The sequence below is a fragment of the Sporosarcina sp. BP05 genome, assembly GCF_014282005.1.
In the GTDB taxonomy this organism is placed as follows: domain Bacteria; phylum Bacillota; class Bacilli; order Bacillales_A; family Planococcaceae; genus Sporosarcina.
In genome coordinates, this window is the sequence record NZ_JACFTD010000019.1 from 1 (window position 1) to 20,248 (window position 20,248).

The window sequence follows — 20,248 nt, forward strand, 5'->3', positions numbered from 1 at the left end:
CTATCGTCGGAAAAAACGATCGGGTCAAATCGAAGCGATGCTTGAAAACCTGCCAACTGAAACGATTCACTATCGTTTATCGGAAGAGGAACAGGCTTGTTTGTGTTGCGGTGAACAAGTACATGAAATAAGCATGGAAGTGCGTCGCGAGTTAAAAGTCATTCCCGCACAAGTGAAGGTCGTTGAACATGTACGCCATGTCTACAGTTGCCGAAATTGTGAACGTGAAGGCACTGAAACACCAATTGTCACAGCGAAGATGCCAGCACCTATGTATCCAGGAAGTCTGGCTTCACCATCGGCAATGGCCTATATCATGAACCAAATACATGTCGAAAGCATGCCTCTTTATCGTCAAGAAAAACAATTGGAACGCCTAGGCGTCTTTTTATCACGTCAAACACTGGCCAACTGGATGATGTATGGGGCAAGCCATTGGCTTAGCCATCTTTACGAACGTCTACATACTCAATTATTGAGGCAAAGTGTTCTCTTTGCGGATGAAACGACGCTTCAAGTACTTTCCGAACCAGGGCGTCCGGCGACGTCAAAGTCGTATATGTGGTTGTATAGAACGGGGCGTGATGTGCCAGCCATTGTGTTGTACGATTACCAACAAACAAGGGCTGCCAAGCATCCGAAAGCCTTCCTTTCTGGCTATGAAGGATTTCTGCATGTCGATGGCTATCAGGGGTATAACGATATACCGAAGGTGAAACTGGTGGGATGTTGGGCCCATGCGCGAAGGAAATTTGACGAAGCGCTCACTGCGTTGCCTGCGGAAGCAAAGAATAAAGAAACACCTTGCGCCGCGGAAGAAGGGCTCCAATTCTGTAATCAACTATTCGCTATCGAGCGGAAATTAAAGGATGTCAGTCCTGAAGAACGCCTAAAAGAGCGACTTGAGCGTAGTCAGCCTGTGCTGGATGCTTTTTCAGTATGGCTACAAACGCAAAGCTCCCGCGTCACGCCTAAAAGCGCACTCGGACAAGCCATCAAATAATGCCGGAACCAATGGTGTGTAACAATGTTTTTACAAGATGGACGCTTAGAAATCGATAATAATCGAAGTGAACGCGCCATAAAGCCCTTCGTGATCGGTAGAAAAAATTGGCTCTTCTCTCAATCGATGAAAGGTGTATTTTGCAAGAAAAAAGTGCAGGGTATTGCAATCTTTTATACAGAGTGTTGCCACCAAAGATTTTGTTTCAGTTGATACGTGATAACGCATTCGTTAGTCGGTAACTTTCTCCACTATATGTAATGATATGTGCGTGATGAATGAGCCGATCCACTAGTGCAGCGGTTAACCTACTGTCGATGAAAATTCGATTCCACTGACTGAATTCCAAGTTCGAAGTGACGATTAAACTTTTCTTTTCATAGAACTCTGTTATTAATTGGAACAATATCTCTGCTCCTTCTTTACTAAAAGGAACGTAGCCCATCTCATCTAAAATCAAAAGTTGGACATCATCGAACTTCTTGCGAAATGCACCCAATTTGCCGTTTCTATGAGCTTTTTCAAGCTCCTCAACTAAATGGGCAACTCTATAAAATCTCACTTCATATCCTTTTTCGCACGCCCTTCTTCCCAACGCTGAGGCCAGGTGCGTTTTACCGGTCCCCGGAGCTCCCACAAGTACTAAATTCTGATGATCCCTGATAAAGTCCAGACTCTCAAGCTGTTCCTTATTTACTGTTTGGGGGAGCCGTATAGCAGAGCTCCATTTATATGATTCCAATGATTTATTTTCTAAAAACTTGGCTTTTTTTAAGTTTCTTTCTATCTTGGTAAGTTCACGCATCTCAATTTCTTTCGTGAATATATTTGTTAGAAAGTCCTCGGGAGTTGAAAATTCAACGGTTTCAAATGCATCGGCCACGTAGGCTAACCTAAGCTGTTTACATAGATTGCGAAGGTTCTCTGACATCATTAACTCCTCCTGAACGTCCTAATTGATCATACTTATTCCAATTCACATCAAAAGGATGGTCTTGTTCGGGGGGCTGATCCGTTCCCAGAAGTTTATAAAACTCTTCATTGATTTCTTCTAATTGAAATCGCATTAGTAATGATAGCACCTGTTCAAGTCGTTGTTTTCGCACGTGGTTTGAAGGGATGTCGAGATACTCTTTTATTCTGCCTGGCAAGTATTGACGATATCTCGAATACTCGACAACGCGTGGTTTTAAAATCCAAGATTTGAAAATATCTTTCCAAGGCAGTAATCTTCTCTTATTCATATAAGGTCGTAGACCTTCCGCAATGATTTCTCCCTCTGGTGTAACTACTTTATATTCATTCCACGTTGAAACTAAATATAGCTGAATGTGATTCTTTCCCTTTGGAATATGCAAAACTGTATCATCTAATTTAATCTCATTGTAAGCATTCACCTTAATTAGCTGCTCTTTTCGTACCGGATACTCTTCACTTGGTAAACTTTTCAGCGTGCACTTTTCTTCTTCCCAAAGAACCTGTATTTCAATTTCCTTACGATAGTGTTTTCGATATTGGTCTTCTATTGAAAAATCCAATAACTTTTTAGAAAGATCCTCTAATCCCGTAATGACAGGGGGGACACTGAAGATATTATATCGAACATAACCGACTTTTCTTTCTACATGACCTTTTTCATTTCCCTTGCGAACATTACATACTTGCGTTTCAAAGCCATGGAACATCTGAAACCGTAAAAACTCATCGGTTAGTTGAGCATCTTCTGTTTTACTTTTGGTCTTTTTAACAGCCGGCGTCAAGTTATCTATTCTGATTTTTCGGGGGACACCACCCGATTTTATAAACAACTTTTTAAGACCCTCTAATAAGCATTCTTGATTCTCGGATGGCATCGGTTCATAAAAAGCAACATTACTGCACGGGAAAGACATGATTAGTAAACGAATATCTCGGGTTTTCCCATCTTCTACAGCTTCCATTACACCAAAATCAACTTGTGCATCACCCGGAGGGTGCTCTAATCGTTCAGACCCCTGATCTTGAACTGTACTATCATTTTGAACTTTCCATTCTTCAATGAAATTACAACATGTTCGATAAGAGCCTTTAAATTCGTGAGTCTGCAACTCTTTAAATAATTGTAGATTATTTCTTCTAAGCTTTGCTTTCTCTTTCTCATCTTCGAATAACCAATCAGACACCATCATTCCCCATTTCTCCTGATACATCATACCTTTGCGAGGTTTGATGATAGACGGGGAAAGCTCGCTTTCATCAGCATATTTCTTTGCAGTTCTCCAGTTAATGTTTAGTGCTTTTGAAATCTTTTCGATTGATAAACCTTTTTCATTTCGTAAGTGTTTGATACAATTAATATCGGGCATTGTTAGCATCCTTCCTTAACCTCCATCTGTTTTGAGTTCGCACTTTAACAGTAGAGGTTGACCTGGGTGACTAGCAAGTCCTTTTTTTTATTTACATGAGATTCTCATGCATAACTCTGTACAAATACGTTGCAAAGTTCTGTACTTCTATTCTGCATTACACAAAAGGCGCAAAAGAAAGCGCAATTGCCTATAGTATCGTGGAAACTGCCAAAGAAAATCAGTTAAATCCATTGATTTACTTAACCTACGTATTTGAACAGTTGCCTTTAATAGATCTGACGGATTCGGAAGCCCTGGATAAGCTACTTCCATGGTCAAATACCCTTCCAACAGATTGCCACGTTCCAATTAAAACTAAATAGAGCATATAATAAGCGCCCACTGAAAGACAGGTGGGCGTTATTTGACGCTTACTTTCCCGCAATCTGTGGCTCAAAACTCCGCACTAGTGGCTCATTCTGTCCGCAATACTCAGAAAGCACCTACTTCAGTTAATAAGTTTATCGTACCAGGAGGTGCTACAGGTGAATGTGCGTTGTTTGATTGTGAGCTTCCGGTTTAACCTATATACTTTACAAATCACTATTTTATTTTGCAAAGTTGAAAATAAATGAAGGTAATTACATTTATGTGTCGAATTAGGATGAATAGGAAAAGGTTGCGGTGTATTGTGACTAGATTGATAGCAATGTTTGAAATTGAATCCAAATAAACGAATTTTAATAGGTTACTAGTTGAAAGATAACAGTAGATAGAAACTGTGCGAAGATGTACCTCATTGTGAAAAACAATGGAAAAGGGGGGAACGGGTAATGGATAACAATAATGATCTTGATTTGTCGTTTATGCCAAAGGAATTAAAACTATTACTTCAAATTATGCAGACAGAAAATCCAGGATTTCAAGGATGCCTCAATAAAGAACTTTTTGCGGAAATTGATTGGGAGTTACTCCTAAAAATGGCTAGGCATCATCGGATCTATCCATTAATTTATTCGAATCTGAGTAAAATGGATGAAAAGTTAATTCCTTCAGATATACTTCATACCTTAAGCCAAGAGTACAAAGAAAATACGTTTCAAATGCTTAACTTAAGTGGAGAAATGGAACGAATAAGTCAATTTTTTAATGAAAATGGTATTCGGTCTCTTTTTTTGAAAGGCCCGGTAATTGCGGACGCGATTTTCGGTGATATTTCCCTCAGAACCTCAAAAGATTTAGATATTTTGATCCCCAAATTGGATGTTAACAAAACTGAAGCACTATTAGTGAGTTGTGGGTATGAAAAAGAGGAAATGCATTCACCATTTAAAATGGACAAGTGGAGAAGTCACCATGTATGTTATTACCATTCACAAAAGAGAATCCAAATTGAAATCCATTGGAGACTCTTTTCTCCCCCGGCGAAGGAGCCTAGCTTTGATGAGTTGTGGGAGCGAAAAAGGCTAAGTACGCTCACAAGCTACCCTGTCTATTTCTTTGGAGAAGAGGATTTGTTTTTATACCTTGTGGGTCATGGTGCCAAGCATGGGTGGTTTCGTCTTCGGTGGTTGGCTGATATTGACCAAATCATAAGGAATGAAAAAAATCCAATACTAATAAAATATCAACGTCATTTAGTAGGACAAGCACTCCTATTAGCATCCCAGTTATTAAAAACCCAAATTCCTAAAGAGTTAGTACCCTTAACAGCAGAAAAACGTTCAAGAAAACTAGCTGAATTGGCAACATATTATCTTGTAGAAATGGGTTATGTATCGATTAATCAATCGTCCAAAGAACCTTTAATTAATCACGATAAGCTTCATCCATTATTAAGTAAGTCAAAATTTAAAAGGTGGTTCACCCTATTTTATTATAATTACTCAGTAAAAACCAATATCCAGAAAGTTATTTATGTTTTGCTACACTTTTATCCGCAATCTTCGGATGTACAGACATTGCGTTTGCCTAAACCTCTTTACTTTTTGTATTTTCCGTTACGTCCTTTTTTTATAGTCTGGAGAAAGTCTAGTAAGCTTACACTAACAGTAAAGAGAATTCAAAAAGCAGAAAATAAATGATGCCTGAAAATAAAATAAGCAGTAATTCCTAAAAGGCATCCACCTGTGTGTAATGGGGGGATGCTTTTAGTTGTGGATCTATAAGTAAGCGTAAAATTTGACGCTTACGTTAAAGGTAAAACCAGCGTTTTTTGTAAGGGGGTCGTCCCATAAGTCAGGAAATTAGCGACCTATAGGACAATCGCTTTTCTAATTGTCTAACTCCAGGCGCTAACTCCTCGGGTCATATGTCGTTTTACTGCGAGGGCTGAAGGACGCCCTCTTCGTAAACCGTCTTATGCCTGTCGGAGCTAAGCAGCGCCTTCCGCTTTTCTAGGTTAATTCACTTCTAAATTTCACCAGCATCCGCTCTCTCCTTTTCTTTATTCCTGCAACCGTAATGCCGACTCTTTCAGCACATTCGGTAAGTGTGAACCCTTCGATGAACAGCCATTTGACGAGGTCCCTCTCAGCAGGGGACAATATGTCCAGCGCTTCGGCAAGCCCATTTGACGCCCCATAATGGACATCGAATTCGGCCTCAATTGCATTCTCCAAGAACTCGTCTTCCATCTGTGTCACATGCTCCTCAAATTGGTTTTCTTTTTTCAATTCATCCAACATGGCACCCGAATGCTTCTATAGGCAAATGGCGTAAAATTCCCTTTGGCTTCGTCAAAACGGTTCCATGCTTGCAATAAAGCAACTCTGGCTGCTTGTCTGAAACTATCATGGCCACGGTAAATATTCAATTTGCGAATAGATGCGGATATCATCGGTTCATACTGTTCCAAAACGTCTTCGAAATTCACCATTTGAGCGGCCTTCCAGACCGTGCACGATACGTTGTATTCCCGGGTGACTACATCGTAGTACATTCGAAATAGAGAATCCAATGAGCGTTTGTGACGATTGGCGTGCTTACGTGATAAATTGAAGGTTGAAACATGACTTTTGGTCTATGGATAGTTGTGTTATCCATTATATTTAATTTACTACGGTTATGAACTTATATAGGGGTCTAATTACAGCGATGGTGCGCACAATCTACCGCGATAATTTCAAGTACCTATAATGCTGTTCAGGAAACTATCGTGATGTTTTACTATTCATGAATTTATGGTTAGGTAGTGAAAAAACAAATAAATTTAGTTAAATATGACTATTCACATTAATATGTTAGTGATAAAATAGTTACATAGGAAAGGGTGGTTAGATAATGAAAATCTGTGATTCGTATTGGATAGACCATGCACTAGTAGTCGAACATTTCTATGACGGAATACATCAATCGAGAATATATACTACGGAGGGTATCAAACTATCAACACTGACCCCAATTGATTTACTTGATAAAGCCTGTATGCGATATGCTTCTACACTCGAGGGCCGTAGAGTATCCGCGAGTAAGACATTAAACTACTCCAATAAGACACCGATTGTTATTGCACCCTATAATCTAGGTGCTTTTCCAACATCCTCTTATAAAAAGGATGATTGCGTTTGGATTTTTAATCATCCTTTTCAAGTTGAACAATTATCGGGTGGTAGGTCATTAGTGAAATTCGATCAAGGGACGACAATCACTGTAAACGTTTCCAAACATACTTTATTGAAACAACAGCAAAGGCTTCACACATTGCTAGACATTTTCAGCAATGCGGAACGCCGAATGCTTCTCTATCTTTCCAAAGGTGCCAAAGAAAATAATTTCCAACAGCTCCCTCTATAAATGTTGTGGATGAGTAAATACTTCTGCGAAGTAAAGTGCTGACTTACATAGTAGAAGATACAGATGGTAGATCATGGGGATGCCATTGTTAGTACTGATATAATTTCCGGGTATCTATGTTTGAAACCAGCCCCTAAAATTGCCAAAGTCCTTTCGATTTCTATATTTTCCGTTACGCCCTTTTCTATTATAGGCATGTAGAAAGACAAGGAAACTTTCAAAGTTATACTAATAAGTGTAGAGGATTAACTACAAAAAACCATTCCTCTTGTAAATGAATGTTAGTAAGCGGGTAGGAGAAAAGTGTTGAATAGTGTCAAATTTGGTGAAAACTTAAGCGACCATTTTATTCCTAAAGAATAAAATAGTCGCTCATTTTGTTTTTATTGGGTTTCATGAGTTTGAAAGTCTGTTGTATTTAAAGTCGGAGAATCTAAAAGGCTATACAAGTTGAAAGGCGACTGTTGCAGGAAGAAGGTGAATTGGACCATTATAACCAAGCTTGGGTAGTTGAAGAAATTTGCGCGGCCTCGCTTTTATACTTTTTGCTATTTAATATGCTGACGCTATTTTGCGCACAATAAGTACCGGGCTAATGTTTGGAGCTTATTATGGTTTTGCAATTATCGTAGATGGTAAAAGGGAATATTTACACTGCATTCTAGTATCGAGGTGGCAAACTAAACTATAAAGTGAATCAAAAAAAAGCGGTGATAAGATTCGGGAATCATCTACCGCAAGTCGGATTTGGTTATAATCGGAATTGTGACTGTTAGATCAATTGTCGTAATGCTGAATAGTGAAAATCGTCTTCTTGCTCATACGCTAGGGGAATAATTTCACCATTATCGTTTACAAACATCATCTTATCTCGATGAATTTTTCCAGTAATAATCGAGAAGGAACGGCTATTATCTTGAAAATCTGATGTTGTAAAATGAACGACATCATGAATATGGGAAACTAAATCATTGTAATTGGTGAAAATATAATAGTTGTTCACCATATAAGCTTTGATTGTCATCACCTACTTTTATCGATTTAGCGATCAGTGGGGCATACTATAACTATTCAGCTTAAACGTGTGAATGGCAATTGCGGCACTATGGTTAAGGTAAACGCTATGCTCGAAAAAGTTCCTTTCTCATATGCTAGGCTGGAAAGAACTTGTGAAACTTATATAGGTGAATGAAGATTTCTCCCTTCCAGGTTAAATTTGTAAACAATTGAATAGTTATAATAGTCTGTTACTGTAATTAAACTATAATTTGGTTTTTATTTCAACTGAACTTTATTCCTATTATTACTAAATAGAGAGATAATTTTCCTAGGAATAGTCTAGCTTCTTTTGTTTGAACCTGTATGCATGTATAACCGTCAAATAGAAATGGCTCTTACACTTTTTTGTGACCAATCATTACATTCGCATAATCGAATCAATTCAGCTATCGCTAGTACGCGTAAAGCTAATCACTACGCTAACGTTCGTTTACTTTTTATGGTTTTGTAAGTTATGTAGGAAGGCGGTGAGGGATATGTGAATCGCCGACGATTGTCGAGGAGGCAAACTGAACTAAAAAGTGAATTGAAAAAACGGTGATAGATTCGAGAATCATCAACCGCAAGTTTAATATAAAATAAGGACCGTTAGATCAATTGTCTTAATGCTGAATAGTAAAGATCGTCTTCTTGCTCAAACGCTAAGGGAATAATATCACCGTTATCGTTTACGAACACCATCTCGTCCTGGTGTATCTTTCCAGTAATAATTGAGAAGGAACGTCTATTATCTTGAAACGTTGGCCTTGTAAAATGAATAACATCGTGAATATGGGAAGATAACTCATTGTAATCAGTAAAAATATAATAGTCGTTCACCATATAAGCTTTGATTGTCATCACCTACTTTTATCGATTTTGCGGTCAGCGGTGCCTACTATTTATCTATAACGATTGAATGGAAACTCAAGGACTAAGGAAAACGCAATCCTCGATAAAGCTCTTTCTTCATCCTAGACTGGGAAGAACTTTCGAGGTTCTTAAAGATAACTTGATACTCACTCTTTAGTAGTGAGCTTTTAAAGTATTAGAATAGGTATAATAATCTATTACCATAATTAAACTACAATTTGGGATTTTTTTCAACTAACCTTAATGCCTATTGTTACTAGCCATTAAGGGTTTTTTATGTAAAGACTTTATGCCTATGAATGAAAGGAGTAAAGTCCAGGTTGGTGAATTGTTCTGTTTTCTTGTTTAGATAAGTACGGCATGCTTTTTTTCGTCTAATCGGTTTCATTGAATTGGCTTAATAACTAAGGTTGATAGCAATAGTGATTAAAATAGAGGATGTGTGAGGGCATTAGAATTCTACAGATAAAAGGGGTGTGAAGGACGTATTCTACTCAATAAAAAAACGCCTCTTCTAGTAATTGATTGATTACACATCATTTACAAAAAAAGGTGTTCTTATATGTGCCATAAACTATAAAGCTTATTCGGATTCTTTTAATCCAGAAACAGTTACCAGAAAAGCGATGAGCGCTATTTTATCGGCTTTTTTTAGTTCAACACCTTGAAAGGTTACCGACATGTCCATAATATTCTCCAGTACAAATTGATCCTTGCCTTTTGAATGGTCGCCAGAGTAATTCTCCGCCTGCTGTTCTGCCGTTTCGTGTTGTTTCGGGAGAAAGCCAGCAAGCATTAGCAACTCATTCACATCTGCATCCAAGGGGGCTGCAAGAGAAAAAATGGATTCCCTTGAAGGATTATATCTACCTTTTTCCAAAGAGGCAATAAAGGAATAACTTAAGTTCGATTGCTCAGCTAAACTTCGCAATGTTAGTTTTTTTTCCTCACGTAATTTACGAATTCGAGTTCCGAATTTATTCACACAAACTCACATCCATTCTCGTCTTTAAATGATGATGCCCTACAACATACATAGACCCAAAATTAGCATGGTTATCAAAATCAACTGTTCCCTGCCGTAGTTGATGGTAGAAGATAGCTCCATTTTTTTGGGGAGGAGGCAGGAGTGAAGCAGTGGAATCATTAACCAATCAGAAGTACACCTACGTACATAATAACCCAAAAACATGAAAAGTAGTAGATTAATCTTACGGAAAACGATGAATTTTGTCAGATTAAGTCGTATGCACTAGTTCGGCCCTGTGAAAGTCAAAAGTATTCATAATGATAAAAATGAATTATGTAAAGTTTTTAATTTTGTGTTGACGTAAAAAACAAAAAAAGGTATGATGTGTTGTATTACGAAACAAAGGGACTTTAGGTGGAGGGATACTCAAATTGTTGGCTAACAACATTAAAAAATATCGGCAAACTATAAATGCTACTCAAAAGGAAATGGCAACACAGATCGGTATTGGTCGAACTGCCCTATCAAGAATTGAGAATGGGGCGTACTCCCCGAGTGCCAAGACGATGAAAAAAATATCGGACTACTTTAACTTACCGATTGGCGATATTTTTTTTAATACTGATGTTTCGAAAAACAACACTGCGAGTGTGTTGGGGACTAATCAATATGAGGGTCCATTAAGGGGAAATAAGTAAACGTCCTCTGTAAAGGGGTACATAAAAGTATATATAATTGCCTAAACGAGGAAGGGGGAGAAAAGTATGAGCGCTATAGCCGGTATTTATCATTTAAATGGCGAACCAATACATATCCAACATGGTCGTAATTTGATGAAGGCTTTACAGAAGTACCCCGCCGATGCGGTTCAAACATGGCACTTAGATTCTATTTTCCTCGGATGTCATGCACAATGGATTACACCCGAATCTGTGGGGGAGCCGCTGCCGTTTTACGATTATGAAAGGCAGTGTGCCATTACTTCAGATGCGATTATTGATAATCGAAAAGAATTATTTGAGCGATTACAAATTGAACCGTCACATCAAAAGCATATTACGGATAGTGAACTCATTTTACGTGCTTACTATAAATGGAATGAAGCTGCTCCGAAGTTTTTAGTGGGTGATTTCGCTTTTATGATTTGGGATCAAAAACATCAAAGGCTTTTCGGGGCTAGAGATTTCTCAGGGAGTAGAACGCTGTATTATTACAAAAGTCATGACAAGTTTGCTTTTTGTACGACAATAGAGCCGCTATTGGACTTACCGTTTGTTGAAAAAAAACTGAATGAACAATGGCTGGCGCAATATCTGGCTATATCCGGAATGGTTGATGTGGTAGATACCACCATTACTCCTTATCAACATATCGAACAATTACCACCATCGCATAGCATTTTGATAGAGAAAAGTAAAATAACGCTTAATCGATATTCGTATGTCACTAAAGGAAAGACACTCAAATTGAAGTCGAATGAGGAATATGTTGAAGCTTTTCAAGATGTCTTTCAGGAAGCTGTGACCTCTAGGTTAAGGACACATGGCAAGGTCGGGTCGCAGTTGAGTGGGGGATTAGATTCAGGAGCTGTTGTTGCCTTTGCAGCAAGGGAGCTCCAAAAGGAAAACAAGGGGTTACATACATTTAGTTATATTCCGCCTAATGATTTTAAGGACTTTACACCTAACTACCAAATAGCGGATGAAAGTCCTTATATTTCGTCCACGGTCGATTATGTTGGCGGTATTACCACTCATTATTGTGATTTTAAAGGGAAAGACTCTTATTCTGAAATTGATGACTTTCTTGATATTCTGGAAATGCCTTATAAGTTTTTCGAAAACTCTTTTTGGTTGAAAGGGATGTTTGACAAAGCGCATGACGCAGATGTTCGTGTATTGCTCAATGGAGATCGTGGGAACTCTTCGGTTTCTTGGGGATTTGCTTCAGAGTATTATTCCCTCCTTTTCAAACGATTGAAGTGGGTTCAACTTTATCAAGAATTGCTTCACTATCGGAATAATGTAGGGGGATCCCGATCACGCCACTTGAAGATAATTGCAAGAATGGGATTGCCCCTAATTGACCGTCTATTTCCGGAAGGGACACCTTATAAAGTTCCGGATCTCATTAATCCTAGTTTTGCTGAAAAGATGGGTGTTTATTCCGAATTCGAAAAGTATGGGATTGATCATACAGGTTGGTATGCCAAAGCGGATATTTTCGCACTTAGAAAAAAGCACTATGAAGATGTCTTTCAATGGAATGCTAGTAGCACGCTTGCTACGAAACTTTCTTTACGGTATTCCTTATGGAAAAGAGACCCAACCAATGATTTACGTGTCATCCAATTTTGTCTATCGATACCCGAAAACCAATATGTACAAAATGGAGTAGATCGTGCACTGATTCGAAGAGCTACCAAAAATTATTTACCGGATAAGGTTCGATTAAATCAGCATATTCGAGGTGTCCAAGGGGCTGATTGGGTTCATCGAATGATTCCGAATTGGGAGGCATTTAGAGAGGAAGTACAGCAACTTTGTACAGATCCAAGAATCCTTGAATATATAGATGGGCGGTCTCTAAAGGCAGCATTAGAAGCGGTGGAACAGCAACCGAAGGCCGAATATGATACGGATACTAATTATAAGTTTTTGATGCGTACTTTAATTGTTTATCGGTTCTTAAAAAAATTTAACTGAAGGGAGGTGATACATATGAAGATGGAATGGAAAAAACCTGAATTAGAAGTTCTTAACATTAATGAGACAATGCATGGACAAACGGGCGATCGCCTTGATGCTAGTTTTGACGCAGGGACTGGTAGACCACAATTAACTTTTAGTTAAGCATGAAGAATTATTTGTAGCATTCGCTCCATCAATACAAATCTGCTTGGATTTCATACATATGGAATCCCGTAGCTGGTAAAGGTTGAAGCCCCTATTATCCTAGGGATAATAGGGGCTTTTTCTGATAAATAGGTTACTTTTTTAAAAAACTAATTTCGTAAAACAGAAATTTGTCTTTGTTGTTGGCGATACGAAGTAGTGCTTTGTTGAAATACCGGGTAACGGAAGGGACGTTTATATGCTTAGTAAAAGAGACTCTGTTTATAGAGCGTTTGGATTAACCATTTTAAGTGAGATTCCTTTACCGGAATTACCCCAACTTAGTGGGATAGGGAATGTAACTGATATTGTGATTGAACAGTCTGACCTCTCTACATTATGGGCTAAGCATTCGGATTTCGAAGAAGACTTTGTCGTAAAAAGAGATTGGCTTATGTTTCATATACCTGAAACGGCGATTTATCTTATTCAAGATGGTCATAAAATCGTAGTCTCTCCATTGAATGGATCCGATGAAGATCAAATTCGCCTATTTCTCTTGGGTACTTGTATGGGCGCCGTCTTACTACAAAGAAAGATCCTTCCTTTACATGGAAGTGCAATCGCTATAGATGGAAAGGCTTACGCCATCGTCGGTGATTCTGGCGCAGGGAAATCTACTCTTGCTTCTGCATTCTTAAAAAGAGGCTATCAACTATTGAGTGATGATGTGATACCGGTAACCTTGAACCATGCGAACGTGCCAATTGTCACGCCAGCATATCCCCAACAGAAATTATGGTTGGAAAGCTTAACTCATTTCGGTATGGAATCGACTGATTATCAACCGCTCTTTGTTAGGGATACAAAATTCGCCATTCCAGTTGAATCACAGTTTGCTGCCGAACCAATGCCACTTGCTGGGATATTCGAATTAGTCAAAGGGGACCATCAGGACATTACCATTCAACCTATTGAAAAGATGGAACGGTTTTATGCATTATATGCTCATACCTATCGCAATTTTTTTATGCAAGGTTCTGGTTTAATGGAATGGCATTTTGATATGTCTTCCAAAATGATGAATAAAATTAATATTCATCAAATTCGTCGGCCGACCACACGTTTTACGGCTAATGAGTTAGTCGAACTCATATTAACTACATTAAAGATGGAGGAGAATGTATATGGTTACTAATCAAAAAGGCTTAAAGAATTCTCTATTTAGTCAACAACAAGGAAACATTGTCAGTGATATGGACGGAGAAAAAGTGATGTTAAGCGTTCAAAGTGGAAAATATTATAACCTAGGGCAATTAGGCGGGGAGATTTGGGAGCTTATGAATGAACCTATTTCCATTGAAACGGTGGTTGTCACCTTGCAATCGCGTTATGACGTTGAGAAAACGGAGTGTGAAGAACAAGTTGCTGAATTTTTGACTCAATTGCTCGATGAAGGATTGATCATCCAAGACTAGTAGATTCATGACTTTCTTTAGGGAGGAAACAATGAATATGTTAAAGAAAGTTCGTGCGTTTTTAAGATTAAATATGAATACTAAATGGCTCCTTATTGAGGTTTACTTCCATTTAGGGAGGGGACGTTATCTGAAGAGCATTCCATTTTCTAAAGTGGCTCCTTCCCTCGGTGAACAAATGAAAGAGACATCTTTTTCTTCTGTACCATCGAACAAAGGGGAGATCGCGCAGATATCGAAAGCGATTCATCTTATGAGTCGCTATACTTTTTGGGAAAGCCAATGTCTTGTTAAGGCATTCGCTGGCATGAAAATGCTGGAGAAGCGAAATATTGAAAGCACCCTTTACCTAGGTACCGCGAAAGATGAAAAAGGTGGATTTATTGCACACGCATGGTTACGTAGTGGGCCTTATTATGTATCGGGTGCTGAAGTGATGGACAGGTTTACGGTTGTTGCGAAATTTGCTAAAGAAGTCGACGGAAACAGGCTGGTCGACTAACAAGGACGCTGTTTTTAGTGTTGCAAAGCACATTAAGGTTTTTTTGTTGCTTGTGTTGGCAGGTGATGGTGATTCGATCATTTTTAAAAAGCCAGCGCTACATAATGCAGTTTAGGAGCTGTAAACCATTCCTCATCCTCTTATTTACTTGCCTCGAAGAAACAGGTTTTATTGTCCGTACAATATGTAGCTGAAACATGGGTTCAAGGCATACGATTGGAGGATCCGATTTTGAAGTATCTCTTGCACTTTACAAAAAAAATACATGATTACTCAGGAAAAATTCTTTATATCAATCTTATTTGTATGATGTTAATTGGCTTATTAGAAAGTGTAGGGATTTTTTTATTAATTCCACTGATTGGTTTAACAGGTATTTTGGATGTCAGTACAGAAGGAATTTCTTTTTTAAGTTGGATGACTGACATATTTTCAGGTATTCCAGAAACAATCAGTCTCATCATCATATTGGGTGTTTACGTACTAGTAATGGCGGGGCAAAGTATCTTTAAACGGCACCAAACCATCTTGGGGGCAAAAATCCAACAAGGTTTCATTCGACAATTAAAGGAAGAAACGTATAGAAGTTTGCTTCAAGCGAATTGGGGGTTTTATCTCAAAAAAAGGAAATCCGATATTATTAACATTATGACAAATGAAATGTCTAATGTGAGTGCAGGTATTTATTTGTTTTTGCAGTTTATATCTTCGCTTATTTTTACAATCATACAAATCGCGATAGCGTTTTATTTATCCGTTAAATTGACGAGCTTTATTTTACTTTGCGGACTACTCCTTATCCTTTTTTCCAAAAAATTCATTAGAAAATCTCAATCGATTGGAAATGAAACAGTGGAGTTAGCGCAAACATACTTGGCGGGTATCACGGATCACTTTAATGGCATCAAGGATATTAAAAGTAATTCATTAGAGGAATCTCATTTGGATTGGTTTTTCTCCCTGACTAAAAAGATAGAGCAAAATAAGATTAACTTAGCGACTGTAAATACAACCTCACAAATGATTTTCAAAATGGTTTCGACTATTCTACTTGCAACATTTGTATTTTTTTCGATAAAAATGCTAACAGCTCAGCCAGCACAACTTATGTTGATAATGGTTATTTTTGCAAGGTTGTGGCCAAGGATATCAGGCATTCAATCTAATTTAGAGCAACTAGGCACCACGATTCCATCCCTTAAAATCCTATTGAATTTACAAAATGAATGTTTGGAAGCAAGAGAGTTACATAACCAAGACTTTATAAATGTGGAGCCAATGGAGATTAAATACGGTTTAAATTGCCGGAATGTTTACTTTACGTATGATCAAAATGTTGATACGTATGCGCTGAAAAAAATAAACGTGCACATACCAGCTAACCGCATGACAGCTATAGTGGGGCCATCTGGAGCAGGGAAAAGCACGTTAATTGACCTATTGATGGGGTTAAATCAAGCTGATCATGGATTGGTTACCATTGACCATGAACCTCTTACTACTGATAACTTAGTCTCATTGAGGAAATCGATTAGTTATATTCCGCAGGATCCATTTCTGTTTAACGCAACCATTAAAGAAAATTTACTGATCATTGATCCTACTGCAAGTCATGAAACCATTTGGGAAGCGTTAGAGTTTGCGGCAGCTGATGAATTTGTAAGAAAGCTTCCACAAGGCCTGGATACACGCATTGGCGATAGGGGAATCCGACTATCGGGTGGAGAGAGGCAGCGTCTTGTTTTGGCCCGAGCCATTTTACGGAAACCATCAATCCTTGTTTTAGACGAAGCAACAAGTGCATTGGATGTAGAGAACGAAGTGAAGATTCAAGGCGCTATCGAGCGTTTAAAAGGAACGATGACCATTATCGTAATTGCCCACCGCTTATCTACCATTCGTAACGCGGATCAGGTGTTAGTAATGGACGCAGGAGAAATTATTCAGTCGGGCAACTACAACCAGTTAGCGCAAGATAAGGAAGGGATGTTTGGCAACCTCCTAGCTATTCAAATGCAAACTACCCTATAACTTTAGCAACTTTGAAGTGCCGCACTGATTTGAAGGATAAATGAGTAGCCTTTTCTGTACCTATTTTAGTAATTCGTGTGCCCTAATAACCATTCTAATAAGGACTTTTTAAAACCTAAAAGTCGAAGTGGTAACCAAGAAAAGTTCTAAGGGGTGGGTAGGTGAACATATTTATGAAAAGTGGCAGAAGAAAAAAGCTAGGCATCTTATTCGTAGTCATGGCATGTATTATCGGAGCGGGGACTCTGTATTGGCAGCTTCAATACAAGAGCGGGTTATCTCTCGCGAGTGAAAGTTTGGATTTAATTGTCGATCCTCCAACTTTTGAAAAGTTTGAGAAGTTTGAAGCCGCGAAGCCACAAGCCGGTGTGATGAATGTTCTGTTATTGGGAAGTGATGCCCACAAGGATGAAAACGGAAGATCGGATACGTTAATGATCGCGCATTACAATCAAACGACAAATGACATGAAATTAGTTTCCATCATGAGAGATACGTATGTGGAAATTCCGGATAATGGAAAACAAAAAAAAAATGCTGCATTCGCTTTTGGTGGTCCAGAACTTGTAAGGAAGACGATTAAGCAAAACTTTGATATCGACGTGCAATACTACGCAACTGTCAACTTTACCGGTTTTTCGAAAATTATGGATGTGATTGCTCCTGACGGGATAGAGGTTGAGGTACCCTATCCAATCCCTTATGGAGCCGGAAAAATTGAGCCAGGTAAACAAGTTTTAAATGGGGACCAGTTATTAGGCTATGTTCGTTTTCGGAGCGATGATCAAAATGATTTTGGGCGAGTGGAACGGCAGCAAGAAGTGCTATCAAAAGTGAAGGACCAAGCTATCAGTATTCATACACTACTAAATGTGCCGAAGTTACTTGGACTTACGGAGCCCTATATTGATACAAATATTAACAAGCAGACACTACTCAAAGTTGGAAAAGGTTTACTCCCTGGAAAATCTGACATGCAGACGTTACGGATCCCTATTGCGAATTCCTATAAAGATGAACGTGTGGCGGTAGGGGCCGTTCTTAGTATTGATCTGGAGAAAAATAAACAGGCGCTGCAGCAGTTCTTATCACCTGAGGATGAAATCGGAAGTGTAAAGGTAGTTGGAAATGGAAATTGAAGATGAAATGTGGGTTGCATAAGAGGAATTGGTTGGGGAAGCAGATTTCGGGTACATGTCCCAAGCTGTGAAGGCAGAAGTAGCAGTTAGCTTAACGTGAGGGTCTCCATGGTGCAATGAATCTGAGGGAGACGAGCGGCAAACCTCTAGTCTAAGGAACACGAACGTCATTTAAGGCTATGTCCGATTGGGTGAGACTGCCCTCACAACAATGGTTGTTTTTATATCGATATAGGTTGATAGATATACGTAACTAGTTAATGATAACTAAAACATTAGTAGGTAGAATATCCAACTTATAGATTAAGAGTTGGATATAAACAACATTCGAGTTAGTTATATAAAGGGGGAATTATTATGATAAAGTGGTTTGGAAAATTGAAGTGTAAGCTGTCAGGGTACCATAAGATGAGTTACTACTCTGATCGTTGCAGTCGTTGTGGATATGTTCGGAAAAATCATACGACCTTGTAGTGGGGGGGAACTAAATTTCAGATACCTGTGCAGGAAACTAATCTAATAATTAACTATAATTACATATTTATAAGCTGGAGATTAGATAGGTACCTTATTATCTAATCTCTATTGGTTGCTTATATAATTGGGTGAATTATTGGTTGTTTTTTGTTGCACAGGCACACACACAACTTTGAACTATTAACGTGAAAACAGCTCCCTCCAGTTATCGTATCTGGAATGGTGCTGTTTTATTTTCTAATTTCCCGTCAAAAATACATCTTAATCAAATGATTCTATAAGACCAAAATCCAACTCTGTTTGCACATAATTCATGATCTCCTCTAAGTTTTTACTATTTTCTTTGGAGGAACCGTAGATTTTAACCAAAAGGAATATGAATCCAATTATACCTAGTAGTGCTAGAAGGCCTGTGATTAAAAAAGCTGCATTAATTACAATAAAGATTTGAGCCTTTCCACTGATTTTTTGTTTAGTATTCACATCAATTTTGGCTCTCTTACCATCCGTTTTAAAGGAAAAATGAGCTGTTAAGTTAGTGAACTTTAATTTATCTTTATACTTCACTTCTAGGGAATTATTAGTTTCAGAAACGAGTTCAAAAGAAGTTTCTTTTTCCATCCGCCCATTAAGTACATGCTTAATTTGGTCAGTAGTTAGATTTGATTCAGATTTTACTAGTTTTGATAAAATAATATCTTGCAATTGAATTCCTCCTGATATATGTATAATGATTAGTATTGCCTATTTCATTATACATATAAACTCCTATAAATGTAAGCGTGAAAAGTTGATTATAGGCATTATAGCTTTATTCAATGTGCTTATGATATAAGTTTCAAATCCTGGCTAGACAAAACTTTTAAAATAGTGTTAGGTACCTGGTTTATGAAGTAATCAAATTACTTTGATTAACCATAAAAAATCCCAGCGACTTCAAGTAAGATATAAGTACCTGACAGGGAACTCAATCTCATCACCACACTCTCATATTAGTGAGCGATGCCTGTGCACCGCACAAATAAGACACTAATCAGGCAACTTTGATAGCGAATGAAAAGAGTCCTCTGGCCGAACGTGGCTGGAGTTTCTTTATTTCCAAACCAATTTCTCACTACCTTTTATTGTGTTGGCAATGTAAACGAACTTTTTGTCTGCCGCAACCGCATAAACTTTGAATGTGTTCGGTATTTTGATTACAGCCAATGAAATGTACCACACGTGACATGTTTTTTACCACCGTATGACAACAAATGTACCAGTGAATGACAAGTAGTTTACCATTGCCCCCCCTTTGAATCATTTACTCCCTGCATGGGGGCAAGGATACACAATGACTGGGGAGGGCTACCGACTCTTAAACTCACAACTTTACACCGAGTGACGGGCATGATAGCCCTTGTCGGGGCAAGCCAGCACGTGTTGCTGGTTTCCTGGCTTGAGACTCATGCTCGTGAAGGATCGGTGTCAAGTTGTTAATCAGCACATGCCGCCTTTGTGGTCATGCTGTTAAAACCCGTTCTCTCCCCAGCTGGCATGCATCTCAGTGTTCTGGTACATAGAGGTGGCGTTACGTGGTAAATATTTTGGCGTTCAATGGTAAAAAAGATGTCACAAGTGGTAAAATCGAGTGGCCGTAATCAACTTATTATAATTGATGGAGAAACATCGATGCATGAAAGGCGTGATAGCCTGTATTGGCTGATTCAGGTCCTTGTGTGGCTCTATTTTCTGTCTCAAGTGGCTCTATTCAATGGCAATATTCACAAACACTCAAAATA

The 20,248-nt window shown here is 38.5% G+C and carries 19 protein-coding genes and 2 pseudogenes; 13 read left to right on the forward strand and 8 right to left on the reverse strand.

Annotation, left to right across the window (positions count from 1 at the left end; genetic code table 11):
* Window positions 1-1,138 (forward strand): annotated as a pseudogene (tnpC, locus tag H2672_RS16010) (IS66 family transposase); the annotation flags it as partial.
* Window positions 1,139-1,208: 70 nt separating this feature from the next.
* Here the strand turns inward: tnpC and istB are convergent.
* Together istB and istA are read right to left on the reverse strand one after the other, a co-directional pair.
* Window positions 1,209-1,934, reverse strand: a complete 726-nt coding sequence (gene istB, locus H2672_RS16015) for an IS21-like element helper ATPase IstB (protein ID WP_222439429.1) — start codon at window positions 1,932-1,934, stop codon at window positions 1,209-1,211.
* Window positions 1,906-3,357 carry an IS21 family transposase gene (gene istA, locus H2672_RS16020; RefSeq protein ID WP_186673031.1) on the reverse strand — a complete coding sequence of 484 codons (1,452 nt, stop codon included), beginning with the start codon at window positions 3,355-3,357 and terminating at the stop codon, window positions 1,906-1,908. The genes istB and istA overlap by 29 nt, the downstream gene beginning before the upstream one ends.
* Before the next feature lie 155 nt (window positions 3,358-3,512).
* Here istA and H2672_RS16025 point away from each other — a divergent pair.
* From H2672_RS16025 to H2672_RS16035, 3 genes and pseudogenes are all read left to right on the forward strand, one after another.
* Window positions 3,513-3,713, forward strand: a pseudogene (locus H2672_RS16025) (transposase domain-containing protein); the annotation flags it as partial.
* A gap of 41 nt (window positions 3,714-3,754) precedes the next feature.
* Window positions 3,755-3,913 carry a hypothetical protein gene (locus H2672_RS16030; RefSeq protein WP_186673033.1) on the forward strand — a complete coding sequence of 53 codons (159 nt, stop codon included), beginning with the start codon at window positions 3,755-3,757 and terminating at the stop codon, window positions 3,911-3,913.
* Window positions 3,914-4,163: 250 nt separating this feature from the next.
* Window positions 4,164-5,414: a nucleotidyltransferase domain-containing protein gene (locus H2672_RS16035; RefSeq protein WP_186673034.1), complete on the forward strand. Its 1,251-nt coding sequence runs from the start codon at window positions 4,164-4,166 to the stop codon at window positions 5,412-5,414.
* A 312-nt stretch (window positions 5,415-5,726) separates the two neighbouring features.
* Here the strand turns inward: H2672_RS16035 and H2672_RS19750 are convergent, their stop codons facing one another.
* Window positions 5,727-6,017 carry an RNA polymerase sigma factor gene (locus tag H2672_RS19750; protein WP_255485858.1) on the reverse strand — a complete coding sequence of 97 codons (291 nt, stop codon included), beginning with the start codon at window positions 6,015-6,017 and terminating at the stop codon, window positions 5,727-5,729.
* Window positions 6,002-6,208 (reverse strand): sigma factor, encoded by a 207-nt coding sequence (locus tag H2672_RS19755; protein ID WP_255485859.1) that lies wholly within the window; start codon window positions 6,206-6,208, stop codon window positions 6,002-6,004. Before H2672_RS19755 ends, H2672_RS19750 begins: the two co-directional genes overlap by 16 nt.
* Before the next feature lie 404 nt (window positions 6,209-6,612).
* On the opposite strand from H2672_RS19755, the gene H2672_RS16045 reads away from it, so the two are divergent.
* Window positions 6,613-7,125 (forward strand): competence protein ComK, encoded by a 513-nt coding sequence (locus tag H2672_RS16045; RefSeq protein ID WP_186673035.1) that lies wholly within the window; start codon window positions 6,613-6,615, stop codon window positions 7,123-7,125.
* A 772-nt stretch (window positions 7,126-7,897) separates the two neighbouring features.
* On the opposite strand, the gene H2672_RS16050 is transcribed toward H2672_RS16045, so the two are convergent.
* The 3 genes from H2672_RS16050 to H2672_RS16060 all read right to left on the reverse strand — a co-directional run bounded on the left by H2672_RS16050 (window position 7,898) and on the right by H2672_RS16060 (window position 10,021).
* Window positions 7,898-8,149 (reverse strand): hypothetical protein, encoded by a 252-nt coding sequence (locus tag H2672_RS16050; RefSeq protein WP_186673036.1) that lies wholly within the window; start codon window positions 8,147-8,149, stop codon window positions 7,898-7,900.
* Between the two features lie 623 nt (window positions 8,150-8,772).
* Window positions 8,773-9,024 (reverse strand): hypothetical protein, encoded by a 252-nt coding sequence (locus tag H2672_RS16055; protein WP_186673037.1) that lies wholly within the window; start codon window positions 9,022-9,024, stop codon window positions 8,773-8,775.
* Window positions 9,025-9,619: 595 nt separating this feature from the next.
* On the reverse strand, window positions 9,620-10,021 hold the full coding sequence (locus H2672_RS16060; RefSeq protein ID WP_186673038.1) for a helix-turn-helix domain-containing protein: 402 nt from the start codon (window positions 10,019-10,021) through the stop codon (window positions 9,620-9,622).
* A gap of 416 nt (window positions 10,022-10,437) precedes the next feature.
* Here H2672_RS16060 and H2672_RS16065 point away from each other — a divergent pair, with 416 nt between their 5' ends.
* The 8 genes from H2672_RS16065 (at window position 10,438) to H2672_RS16100 (ending at window position 17,990) form a co-directional block, all read left to right on the forward strand.
* The gene (locus H2672_RS16065; protein WP_186673039.1) at window positions 10,438-10,704 is read left to right on the forward strand and encodes a helix-turn-helix transcriptional regulator; all 267 of its coding nucleotides are present in this window, start codon (window positions 10,438-10,440) and stop codon (window positions 10,702-10,704) included.
* Between the two features lie 66 nt (window positions 10,705-10,770).
* Complete coding sequence (locus H2672_RS16070) at window positions 10,771-12,711, forward strand: lasso peptide isopeptide bond-forming cyclase (protein ID WP_186673040.1); 1,941 nt, start codon at window positions 10,771-10,773, stop codon at window positions 12,709-12,711.
* A 15-nt stretch (window positions 12,712-12,726) separates the two neighbouring features.
* Window positions 12,727-12,858 (forward strand): paeninodin family lasso peptide, encoded by a 132-nt coding sequence (locus H2672_RS16075; protein ID WP_186673042.1) that lies wholly within the window; start codon window positions 12,727-12,729, stop codon window positions 12,856-12,858.
* A 241-nt stretch (window positions 12,859-13,099) separates the two neighbouring features.
* The gene (locus tag H2672_RS16080; protein WP_186673044.1) at window positions 13,100-14,038 is read left to right on the forward strand and encodes an HPr kinase/phosphorylase; all 939 of its coding nucleotides are present in this window, start codon (window positions 13,100-13,102) and stop codon (window positions 14,036-14,038) included.
* On the forward strand, window positions 14,028-14,318 hold the full coding sequence (locus H2672_RS16085) for a lasso peptide biosynthesis PqqD family chaperone (protein WP_186673046.1): 291 nt from the start codon (window positions 14,028-14,030) through the stop codon (window positions 14,316-14,318). The genes H2672_RS16080 and H2672_RS16085 overlap by 11 nt, the downstream gene beginning before the upstream one ends.
* Window positions 14,319-14,349: 31 nt before the next feature.
* A complete protein-coding gene (locus H2672_RS16090) occupies window positions 14,350-14,820 on the forward strand; it encodes a lasso peptide biosynthesis B2 protein (protein ID WP_186673047.1) in 471 nt (156 codons plus the stop codon).
* A 231-nt stretch (window positions 14,821-15,051) separates the two neighbouring features.
* A complete protein-coding gene (locus H2672_RS16095) occupies window positions 15,052-16,851 on the forward strand; it encodes an ABC transporter ATP-binding protein (protein ID WP_186673049.1) in 1,800 nt (599 codons plus the stop codon).
* Window positions 16,852-17,024: 173 nt separating this feature from the next.
* Window positions 17,025-17,990, forward strand: coding sequence for an LCP family protein (locus tag H2672_RS16100; RefSeq protein ID WP_186673100.1), 966 nt, complete (start codon window positions 17,025-17,027; stop codon window positions 17,988-17,990).
* Between the two features lie 738 nt (window positions 17,991-18,728).
* On the opposite strand, the gene H2672_RS16105 is transcribed toward H2672_RS16100, so the two are convergent.
* Window positions 18,729-19,172 carry a hypothetical protein gene (locus H2672_RS16105; protein WP_186673052.1) on the reverse strand — a complete coding sequence of 148 codons (444 nt, stop codon included), beginning with the start codon at window positions 19,170-19,172 and terminating at the stop codon, window positions 18,729-18,731.
* Window positions 19,173-20,248 lie beyond the last annotated feature (1,076 nt).

Excerpts from the sequence above, each read along its gene's own strand:
- H2672_RS16070 (WP_186673040.1), top strand. The coding sequence starts at position 10,771 with ATGAGCGCTATAGCCGGTATTTATCATTTAAATGGCGAACCAATACAT.
- H2672_RS19755 (WP_255485859.1), bottom strand. The coding sequence starts at position 6,208 with ATGGTGAATTTCGAAGACGTTTTGGAACAGTATGAACCGATGATATCC.
- H2672_RS16080 (WP_186673044.1), top strand. The coding sequence starts at position 13,100 with ATGCTTAGTAAAAGAGACTCTGTTTATAGAGCGTTTGGATTAACCATT.
- H2672_RS16075 (WP_186673042.1), top strand. The coding sequence starts at position 12,727 with ATGAAGATGGAATGGAAAAAACCTGAATTAGAAGTTCTTAACATTAAT.
- H2672_RS16035 (WP_186673034.1), top strand. The coding sequence starts at position 4,164 with ATGGATAACAATAATGATCTTGATTTGTCGTTTATGCCAAAGGAATTA.
- H2672_RS16085 (WP_186673046.1), top strand. The coding sequence starts at position 14,028 with ATGGTTACTAATCAAAAAGGCTTAAAGAATTCTCTATTTAGTCAACAA.
- H2672_RS16090 (WP_186673047.1), top strand. The coding sequence starts at position 14,350 with ATGAATATGTTAAAGAAAGTTCGTGCGTTTTTAAGATTAAATATGAAT.
- H2672_RS19750 (WP_255485858.1), bottom strand. The coding sequence starts at position 6,017 with ATGTTGGATGAATTGAAAAAAGAAAACCAATTTGAGGAGCATGTGACA.
- H2672_RS16045 (WP_186673035.1), top strand. The coding sequence starts at position 6,613 with ATGAAAATCTGTGATTCGTATTGGATAGACCATGCACTAGTAGTCGAA.
- H2672_RS16055 (WP_186673037.1), bottom strand. The coding sequence starts at position 9,024 with ATGACAATCAAAGCTTATATGGTGAACGACTATTATATTTTTACTGAT.
- H2672_RS16100 (WP_186673100.1), top strand. The coding sequence starts at position 17,025 with ATGAAAAGTGGCAGAAGAAAAAAGCTAGGCATCTTATTCGTAGTCATG.
- istB (WP_222439429.1), bottom strand. The coding sequence starts at position 1,934 with ATGTCAGAGAACCTTCGCAATCTATGTAAACAGCTTAGGTTAGCCTAC.
- H2672_RS16050 (WP_186673036.1), bottom strand. The coding sequence starts at position 8,149 with ATGACAATCAAAGCTTATATGGTGAACAACTATTATATTTTCACCAAT.
- istA (WP_186673031.1), bottom strand. The coding sequence starts at position 3,357 with ATGCTAACAATGCCCGATATTAATTGTATCAAACACTTACGAAATGAA.